General features: G+C 43.7%; 10 protein-coding genes. 2 read left to right on the top strand and 8 right to left on the bottom strand.

Annotation, left to right across the window (positions count from 1 at the left end; translation table 11 throughout):
• Positions 1-3: 3 nt before the first annotated feature.
• The 8 genes from nth to LGZ98_RS22160 all read right to left on the bottom strand — a co-directional run bounded on the left by nth (position 4) and on the right by LGZ98_RS22160 (position 6956).
• Positions 4-642, bottom strand: coding sequence for an endonuclease III (nth, locus tag LGZ98_RS22195; protein WP_113041383.1), 639 nt, complete (start codon positions 640-642; stop codon positions 4-6).
• A 16-nt stretch (positions 643-658) separates the two neighbouring features.
• Positions 659-1342 (bottom strand): electron transport complex subunit E, encoded by a 684-nt coding sequence (locus LGZ98_RS22190; protein ID WP_228902314.1) that lies wholly within the window; start codon positions 1340-1342, stop codon positions 659-661.
• Complete coding sequence (gene rsxG, locus LGZ98_RS22185; RefSeq protein ID WP_113041385.1) at positions 1339-1968, bottom strand: electron transport complex subunit RsxG; 630 nt, start codon at positions 1966-1968, stop codon at positions 1339-1341. The genes LGZ98_RS22190 and rsxG overlap by 4 nt, the downstream gene beginning before the upstream one ends.
• A gap of 9 nt (positions 1969-1977) precedes the next feature.
• The gene (gene rsxD / locus LGZ98_RS22180) at positions 1978-3057 is read right to left on the bottom strand and encodes an electron transport complex subunit RsxD (RefSeq protein ID WP_113041386.1); all 1080 of its coding nucleotides are present in this window, start codon (positions 3055-3057) and stop codon (positions 1978-1980) included.
• A 12-nt stretch (positions 3058-3069) separates the two neighbouring features.
• The gene (gene rsxC, locus LGZ98_RS22175; protein ID WP_262978595.1) at positions 3070-5184 is read right to left on the bottom strand and encodes an electron transport complex subunit RsxC; all 2115 of its coding nucleotides are present in this window, start codon (positions 5182-5184) and stop codon (positions 3070-3072) included.
• On the bottom strand, positions 5177-5809 hold the full coding sequence (gene rsxB, locus LGZ98_RS22170) for an electron transport complex subunit RsxB (protein ID WP_228902309.1): 633 nt from the start codon (positions 5807-5809) through the stop codon (positions 5177-5179). The genes rsxC and rsxB overlap by 8 nt, the downstream gene beginning before the upstream one ends.
• Positions 5809-6390: an electron transport complex subunit RsxA gene (rsxA, locus tag LGZ98_RS22165; protein ID WP_011146612.1), complete on the bottom strand. Its 582-nt coding sequence runs from the start codon at positions 6388-6390 to the stop codon at positions 5809-5811. The genes rsxB and rsxA overlap by 1 nt, the downstream gene beginning before the upstream one ends.
• A gap of 125 nt (positions 6391-6515) precedes the next feature.
• Positions 6516-6956, bottom strand: a complete 441-nt coding sequence (locus LGZ98_RS22160; protein ID WP_113041389.1) for a DUF2569 domain-containing protein — start codon at positions 6954-6956, stop codon at positions 6516-6518.
• Positions 6957-7153: 197 nt separating this feature from the next.
• Here LGZ98_RS22160 and LGZ98_RS22155 point away from each other — a divergent pair, with 197 nt between their 5' ends.
• Both LGZ98_RS22155 and LGZ98_RS22150 read left to right on the top strand, forming a co-directional pair.
• Positions 7154-8191, top strand: coding sequence for an oxidoreductase (locus LGZ98_RS22155; protein WP_113041390.1), 1038 nt, complete (start codon positions 7154-7156; stop codon positions 8189-8191).
• Positions 8192-8273: 82 nt separating this feature from the next.
• Positions 8274-9245 (top strand): bile acid:sodium symporter family protein, encoded by a 972-nt coding sequence (locus LGZ98_RS22150; RefSeq protein WP_113041391.1) that lies wholly within the window; start codon positions 8274-8276, stop codon positions 9243-9245.
• The last annotated feature ends 199 nt before the right edge of the window (positions 9246-9444 follow it).

Raw genomic sequence — 9444 nt, 5'->3', positions numbered from 1 at the left:
TAGTTACTCAGGGTAAATTTTTTCTTTAAATTCACATAGATCTTCAATAATACAGGAACCACAACGAGGTTTACGGGCTATGCAGGTATAACGACCGTGTAAAATAAGCCAATGATGACAATCAACTTTAAATTCGACCGGGACAACTTGCAGTAATTTATTTTCGACTTCATTGACATTTTTACCGGGCGCGAATTGAGTACGATTACAAACGCGAAAAATATGGGTATCGACTGCAATAGTCGGCCAGCCGAAAGCGGTGTTTAACACCACATTAGCTGTTTTGCGGCCAACACCTGGCAATGCCTCCAATGCAGCACGATCTTCGGGAACTTCGCCAGCATGTTTTTCCAGTAATATCTGGCAGGTTTTAATTGTATTTTCCGCTTTGGTGTTATACAGACCGATAGTTTTTATATACTCTTTCAGCCCATCTACACCAAGGTCAAGTATTGCCTTGGGGGTATTAGCAACTGAATAGAGTTTCGCTGTGGCTTTATTAACGCTCACATCTGTTGCTTGCGCTGAAAGCAGTACTGAAATAAGTAACTCAAATGGTGTTGTGAAAACTAATTCAGTTGTTGGCTTTGGGTTGTTATCCCGTAAACGCGTTAAAATTTCGATACGTTTCTGCTTGTTCATATCAAATGGAACTGTCCTATTCTGGTAACATGGTTATTGCACGGCTTTTTTCTTTTATTGCCCTAGCTTTCATTTTTTCGTCAATAAGATATTTCGCTGCCAGCATTAATCCCAAACCGATAAAAGCGCCGGGTGGTAAGATCGCTAACAGGAAAGGGGAATCCATATGAACGATTTCTATTCGTAATACCTTAGCCCAATTACCCAGCAGTAAATCAGCGCCATCAAATAGGGTTCCATTGCCGAGAATTTCTCTAATAGCACCAAGAACAAACAGGGCAAAAGTGGCTCCTAATCCCATTGCTAAGCCATCAATCGCCGATGGCATAATTGGATTTTTCGCGGCATAGGCTTCAGCACGGCCGATAACAATACAGTTAGTCACAATCAGTGGAATGAAAATCCCCAATGATTCATACAGACCAAAAGCGTAGGCGTTAATCAACATCTGGACAGCACTGACAACCGAGGCGATGATCATAACATAAATTGGAATACGGATCTCATTGGGTACCCAACGACGCAAGCTGGAAACCGCAATATTGGTACAGACTAGAACCAGTGTCGTTGCCAGCCCTAAGCCGAGCGCATTGGTTGCAGTGGAAGATACGGCTAACAGTGGACACAATCCTAGCAGTTGTACTAAAGCGGAATTGTTTTTCCATAGCCCTTGGATAAATAAGTTTTTGGTTTCACTCATGATTTTTCTCCACAGGATTCTAGAGAAGAGAGATGCTTAGGTATAGTCTGTAAATAAAGTGTGGTTCGTTTGATTGAGTTTGTCACGGCGCGTGGGGTAATAGTGGCACCAGTAAATTGATCAAACTCGCCGCCATCTTTTTTCACTGCCCAGTGCCGGTCATGATTTGATGTGATGGTTTTCCCTGAGAATACATGAATCCAGTTTGAAATCCGGGTTTCAATTTTATCCCCTAGTCCTGGGGTTTCATGATGTTCTGTAACCCGTACACCAAGCACTTTTCCCGAGAAATCTGCGCCAACCAGTAATTGAATAGCACCGGAATAACCATCCGGTGCAGTACTTTCTAACGCCGCCGCCACGGGTTGATTATTTTTACGGGCCAGATAGAGACGATGAGGCAAGTTATTGCCCAGAGCATCCGCATTGACTAGATAACATTCGTTTTGTATATCATTGTCGTATAGGGCCGGCGGAATAACCTGATCAAGCAGCGACTTGTGCTGTTGTGCGGCTTGTTCTGCGATAGTACTTTTGGTGAGTGAATTCACGACAGCCGTCAACCCGGTGGTAATTGCAGCAAAAATGGCTAGTGTGATGCCGTGACGTCGCATGGTTTCTAACATAACGGCTCCTTATTTATGCCCGTAAACGCGGGGTTGGGTGTAATGGTCAATGAGTGGCACGGTGATATTCGCCAATAAGACCGCAAATGCTATGGCATCAGGATAACCACCATAAACACGAATAACCCAGACTAATAAGCCGATCATGGCACCAAAAACCAAACGACCTTTGGGGGTCGTGGAAGCACTGACGGGATCGGTTGCAATAAAGAATGCGCCTAGCATGGTTGCACCGGAAAACAGTTGTAATAATGGTGGCGAATAATGAGATGGATCAATCAACCAGCTAGTGAGTGCACATAAGCCTAATACCAGGATAAATGCCACAGGAATTTGCCAGGTTATCACTTTTCTGTTCAGCAGAATCAACCCACCAACAAGATAAGCAATGTTGACCCATTGCCAGCCAATGCCAGCCAGAGATCCTTGCAATATAGGTTGGCGAAGAACGTCATCAATATTGTGAGTCAATAAACCGGTTTTGAAACTATCCAGTGGTGTAGCCTGGCTAATTCCATCGAAACCTTGTTGCAACTGCTGTAATGTTGTGCCATCGGGAGTATGACCGCTGAAGATCACCATCAGACTGTCTAGCGGTGTGATTTGTGTTGCCAGTAAATCCATAGGAGGCAACCAGCCGGTCATTTGCACTGGGAATGATATTAGCAGTACGACATAACCGACCATGGCTGGATTGAATGGGTTTTGACCAAGGCCACCATATAAGTGTTTGGCAATAATTACCGCAAAGGCAGTTCCCAATACAATCAGCCACCAAGGAGCCAGTGGTGGAAGGCTGATCCCTAAAAGTAAACCTGTCAGTAATGCAGAATTATCCTGCAAACGAGGCATAATTGCCTGTTTACGCAAAGATAGGGCAAATGATTCTGCAAGTAGGGCGGTAATCACCGCAAGCAGGAGCTGGAACAAGGTACCGTAACTAAAGAAGTAAGTTTGTACTGCAATACCGGGGAGCGCTGCCAGCACAACCCACAGCATAATGCGGCTGGTACTTTGCTGATCGTGTGTAAAAGGCGAACTTGCGACTTTTAGTTTTTTATTGTCAATCTGAACGGGTCTGAATTTCATTTATAACAATCACTATTCTATTGAAATTTTCTGTTGTTCCTGAGCGTCTTTTTTGGCCTTAACCCTGGCAATAGCAGCCGCGACGGCAATTTTACGTGGATCAGTTTCTTCCGCTGATGGTGTTTCTGCTTGAGTTTCAGCTAATTGCTGTGTCTGGGCTTTCTTGGCTTTAACACGAGCAATAGCAGCCGCGACGGCAGCTTTACGCGGATCAGTTTCTTCCGCTGATGGTGTTTCTGCCTGAGTTTCAGCTAATTGCTGTGTTTGGGCTTTCTTGGCTTTAACACGGGCAATAGCGGCAGCGACTGCATCTTTATGAAGATCTTGTTTTTCACTAGCAGTAGTTTCTGGTTCTCTCGCTTCTGGTGATGGTGTTACTTCTTGATTTTGAGCTGCTTTCTTCGCTTTAGCTCTGGCAATTGCTGCTGCTAATGCGGCTTTGCGTGGATCTTCTGCACTTGGTGGTTCAGATGGAGCAATACTAATATTTTCCATCGCCTGTTTTTCCGCCTGACGAGCGCGAAGCTGCTCTTTTCTTGCCTGACGAGCAGCTATTACTGCGGCATTATCAGGTATTTGCCCCGGTTCTATAGCAACAATTTTACCCGCGTTAGCCTGTTTTTCCTTCACGCGGGAAAGCGCATCTTGTACAGCGCTCTTATCTTTATTATCAACTTGGACAGTCGATTTTTTGTGCCTTTCCTCTCGGGCCAGTTTTTCTCGTTCCATGCGCACCTGCTTAGCTTCGAAACGAATTTTGGCTTCGGTTGAACGGCGGTTTTCCTGATCCAAGGCCCGAATTTCGGCTTTCTCTTGGCGATAATATTGCACCAGAGGAATATTGCTTGGGCAGACATAAGCACAGGCGCCGCATTCAATACAGTCGAACAGATTGTGATCTCTGGCTTTTTCGTGCTCTTGTCCCCGACTGAACCAATAGAGCTGTTGTGGTAATAAACGGGCAGGGCAGGCTTCCACACATAATCCACAACGGATACAAGCCTCTTCCGTTGTATTTGAATCCATTTCCTGATGGGATGGAGCCAGAATACAGTTACTGATCTTAACGATGGGCACGTTGAGGTCAGGTAGCGTAAATCCCATTAAGGGCCCACCCATAATGACCATCTGTTCTGATTGTGGTGCAAAACCGGCTAACTGGAGAAGAAATTGTACCGGAGTACCGAGCCGCGCCCAAAAGTTACCCGGCGAGGTGATGGCTTCGCCAGTAATTGTGACGATGCGCTCAATCAAAGGTTCTCCATCAATAATGGCACGTTTGATTGCAACCACGGTACCTACGTTCTGCATCAGTACACCGATAGTAGAGGAACGGCCACCGGAGGGGACTTCTTTACCGGTCAGTATCTTGGTCAGTTGTTTGGCACCGCCAGAAGGATATTTGGTTGGGATAACCTGGACGATAATCGATTTATCGCCCTTTAGAACGGTTTTGAGTTCTTTTATTGCTGCTGGTTTATTATCTTCGATACCAATCAGGATCTGTTCCGGTTTAAGCAGATGTTCCAGAATACGAATGCCCTCAATAAGTTCGCCGGCATGCTCCTGCATCAGGCGGTCATCAGCGGTGATATAAGGCTCGCATTCTGCGGCATTAATGATCAGTGTCTTAAGACCATGACGGCCGCTTTGTAGTTTGGCTGCGGTAGGAAAGCCGGCTCCACCTAAACCTGCGATACCGGCCTGATGGATTCGATTAAGAATCGTATCTGCATCCAGTGATTGATAATCAGGTGCTTGAATGCGTTCACCCCATTGATCTTTCCCATCAGGGCGCAAACGAACGCATAACTCTTTCAACCCGGATGGGTGCGCTGTAATACACGGTTCAATGGCAATGATTGTGCCGGAAGTCGATGCATGAACCGGTACAGTACGACCAGTGCCAAATGTCAAAGGTTGGCCTTTAAGCACTTCATCACCCACTTTAACCAGCAACTCGCCTTCTGTACCCAAATGTTGTTGCAATGGGATGATTAACTCTTCCGGTAGTGGCGTAATGCGTAAAGGAGTCTGGCTGGATTGCAGCTTCATTTCAGGTGGATGAATACCCCCGGCGAAATCCCAGATTTTATTTTTATTGAGCAAATTAAATAAATTAAACATGGTGTTCAGCCTCAATATTTTTGACCGGGATACTTTTATTGGAAATGGCGAGAGATGGCTGAACAGGAATATTTCTAATTGGAATAGCTTTTAAATCCCATTTCCAGTTGGAAGTGGTTGTTGCTACAGGGATCATCGTAATACAGTCTGTTGGACAAGGAGCAACGCACAGGTCACAACCGGTACATAAATCTTCAACAATGGTATGCATGGCACGTGTAGCACCGATGATAGCATCTACAGGACATGCCTGAATACATTTAGTACAACCAATGCAATTTTCTTCATCAATAAAGGCGACTTTGCGTGCAGGGTTTTGTACGTTTGCATCACCATCCAATGGTTGCGGATCGATACCGAGCAGCTCTGAAATTTTCAGCATGACTTGCTCTCCACCCGGTGCACATTTGTTAATCATCTCGCCATTATTCGCTACGGCTTCAGCATAAGGGCGACAGCCTGGGTAACCGCATTGTCCACACTGGCTTTGCGGCAGAATATCATCAATGTTTTCAACAATGGGGTCCTCTTCCACCTGAAAACGGCGGGCAGCAAACCCTAGGATTAACCCAAAAATTAACCCTAGTGCACTGAGTGCACCAATAGCAATCCATAACGATGTCATCAGAATTTCACCAAACCACTAAAGCCCATAAAAGCCAAGGACATTAAACCCGCAGTAATAAGACCAATAGATGACCCCTTGAAAGGGGCGGGTACATCAGCAACAGCCAGACGTTCGCGAATAGCGGCAAACAGTACCATAACGAGAGAGAAACCGGCGGCAGCCCCGAAACCATAGATAGCGGATTGTAAAAAATCGTGTGATTGATTGATATTCAGCAGTGCCACACCCAGTACAGCACAATTAGTCGTAATCAACGGCAAGAAAATACCCAGTAACCGGTATAACGTCGGGCTGGTTTTGCGTACAACAAGCTCTGTGAATTGCACCACGACTGCAATGACAAGAATAAAGCTCAGGGTACGCAAATAGATTAAGTCCAGTGGTAATAAAATAAAAGTATTCACCAGCCATGAACATACAGAGGCTAGTGTCATAACGAATGTTGTCGCAAATCCCATCCCGATGGCAGTTTCCAGCTTTTTAGATACGCCCATGAAAGGGCATAAACCGAGGAATTTCACCAAGACGAAATTGTTAACCAATACGGTTCCAACAAATAAAAGAAAATAGTCAGTCATTGCTGTGCCTGAGAATGAGTTTGTTTACTTTTTATTAAATTGTTTACTTTTTATTAAATTATCAGTATGCCCTCGTTTTACCAGGGCAATCTATTGTTAATGATAACAACCAAAGAAAGTTGAGGTTATCGATCTTGTGTGAAAGTCATTTTGACTCGATGAGAGCGTTTAATGTAGGGGACAAAAATAGCGGTTGCCAATAGTGGCCATGCTAATGCACGCAAAGCCATTTGATCAGGAATAGGGGAGAAAGCGAAAGTTTTCAATGCAATTAATACGGTAACAATAAGCCAAATAATAAAAATTTGAGGGAATCTTTTTGATCGAATGAAAAGCAGTTTCAATACCCATAGGGTGTAACACCACATTACCGCAGTAATGGCAACAGAAAGAAACCACATTAAAGTAAAGTGATTATTCCCGGCACTCAATGCACTGTTTTGACTAAAAAATGACACAATATATAAGGCGAGCATTATACTGGCACTGAGAAAGGTCATAATCAGATAAGACGCCGGAGCCAGAATCCAACCATTAATTCGGTGGTAATCATTGGTTTGATACATAAATCATTCCACTTGAAGCTATATGAAAAAAGAATAATAGGCGATTCTAATGACTTAGGAAATAGGTTGTAGGAAATAGATTGATTGAAAGATCTTCAAGGGTAGATTCAGAGATAATTTGCGCAATGGTCATCACCGATGATATTTTTTACGGATGCTGAATTGCTGCATATTATTAATGAGTTTGAGAGGCTGTTATGCATGAGCTATTAAAGGTTGGGCTGGTGGGGTATGGTTATGCGAGTAAAACGTTCCATGCACCATTAATTGCCGGGACTGCCGGTATTAGATTGGTTGCCATTTCCAGTAGTAACGCTGAGAAAGTGAAATCAGATTGGCCAAATATCCCGGTGGTACCCCGCCCTGAGGATCTTTTTAATGATCCTGAAATTGACTTAATCGTTATTCCGACACCTAATGATACTCATTATCCTCTGGCGCAGAAGGCATTGGCAGCGGGTAAGCATGTTGTGGTGGATAAACCGTTTACTATCACAGTTGAACAAGCTGAATCTTTAAAAGAGCAGGCAGAGAAGGCGAATTTATTACTTTCTGTATTTCATAACCGCCGTTGGGATTCTGGTTTTCTGACGATAAAATCTCTGATTGAAGAAAATCGATTGGGCAAATTGAGATATTTCGAATCCCATTTTGATCGTTATCGTCCGGTTATACGTCAAAGATGGCGTGAAACAGCAGGGCAAGGAAGTGGTATTTGGTATGATTTAGGCCCTCACTTACTCGATCAGGCGGTTCAACTGTTTGGTAAACCGCAATCTATTACGGCTGATTTGGGAATGATTCGCCCACAAGCGGAAGCGGCAGATTATTTCCATGTACTGTTAAATTATCCGGTTATTAAAGTAGTTCTTCATGCAACAACTGTGGCAGCGGCTGAATCTGCTGTTTATACGTTGCATGGTATGGCAGGCAGTTACGTGAAATATGGTCTTGATCCTCAGGAAGAACGATTGAAAGCGGGGGAAAGGCCGCCACATGCCGATTGGGGATATGATATTCGTGATGGGATTGTGACGCTGTCACGTGGAGATGAATTAGTGACTGAATATGTGCCGACTTTACCTGGTAATTATTCTGCTTATTATGCTGCTATCCGTGATGCGATTACGTTAGGTAAACCTAATCCAGTCACGGCAAGTGAAGCCATTCAAATTATGAAATTAATTGAAGCCGGTATTCAGTCGGCAAAACAACAACGAACAGTGGCAATTTAAGCTTATATCTTGTTGTGACTTTCTATTTATTGATTAGCCTGGTAAACCGAGCTAACTATTTGTAAAACAAGGAAAATAACTAATGACTTGGTGGCAAAAGTTAAGAATAGATCCTTTTTTGATGATATTAGTGACGGTAGTCGTTATTGCGACATTCTTGCCTTGCGAGGGAGAAATTAAAGTCTGGTTTCAACGGCTAACGACGGCTGCTATTGCTTTGCTGTTTTTTATGCATGGAGCTAAATTATCCCGTCAGGCCATTATTGCTGGCATGGGACATTGGCGGCTTCATTTAGTTGTTTTTCTCAGTACTTTTGTCTTATTCCCAATTATCGGATTAGGGTTGAATTTGCTAGTACCCGAAATCATGACACCAACAGTTTATTGGGGATTTCTCTATCTTTGTGCATTACCGGCAACGGTTCAGTCAGCTATTGCTTTTACCTCAGTTGCTGGTGGCAATGTTGCCGCTGCTATTTGCAGTGCTTCGGCGTCCAGTATTCTGGGCGTATTTTTATCGCCAATATTAGTCGGGTTGATGATCCATACACAAGGTGAAGGCAGCGCTGATACTCTGGAAGCCATAAAAGCCATAATTCTGCAATTGATGGTTCCCTTTATTATCGGACATCTATCGCGGCCATTGATTGCCCGTTGGGTAGAGAAACATAAAAAACTGCTTAATATGACTGACCGGTCATCGATTCTTTTGGTGGTTTATGTAGCTTTTAGTGAGGCGGTGGTAGAAGGTATTTGGCATAAGATTGATGGTTATTCACTCCTGACGATTGGGGTGGTTTGCTGTGTTTTATTGGCGGTTGTGTTGGTTATTAATACTTATATTGCTCGTTGGTTGGGTTTTAATAAAGAAGACGAAATTACGATTGTTTTTTGTGGTTCGAAAAAGAGTCTGGCTAATGGTGTGCCAATGGCAAATGTTTTATTCCCTGCGGCGACGGTTGGCGTAATGTTGTTGCCGTTGATGATTTTTCATCAAATTCAGTTGATGGTGTGTGCAGTATTGGCGCAACGTTATGCCAAAAGGTTAAAATAGAAATAGGTATAAATCTATGATAGGGAATTGTTGTAAATATATGTTTATACCCGTCATCTTTCAAGTTGCTTCTTTGTTGGCTGCACTCACTCACCCCGGTCACATAGTTATCTATGCTCCCGGGGATTCGCTCCCTTGCCGCCGCGATGCATCTTGAAATCCATAGGGTATATATATTAATGATATTTACAACAATGTA

The sequence above is a fragment of the Photorhabdus kayaii genome, from assembly GCF_025384895.1.
GTDB lineage: Bacteria > Pseudomonadota > Gammaproteobacteria > Enterobacterales > Enterobacteriaceae > Photorhabdus > Photorhabdus kayaii.
The sequence above is the reverse complement of the archived record's forward strand: the minus strand, read 5'-3'. Positions and strand labels throughout refer to the sequence as shown.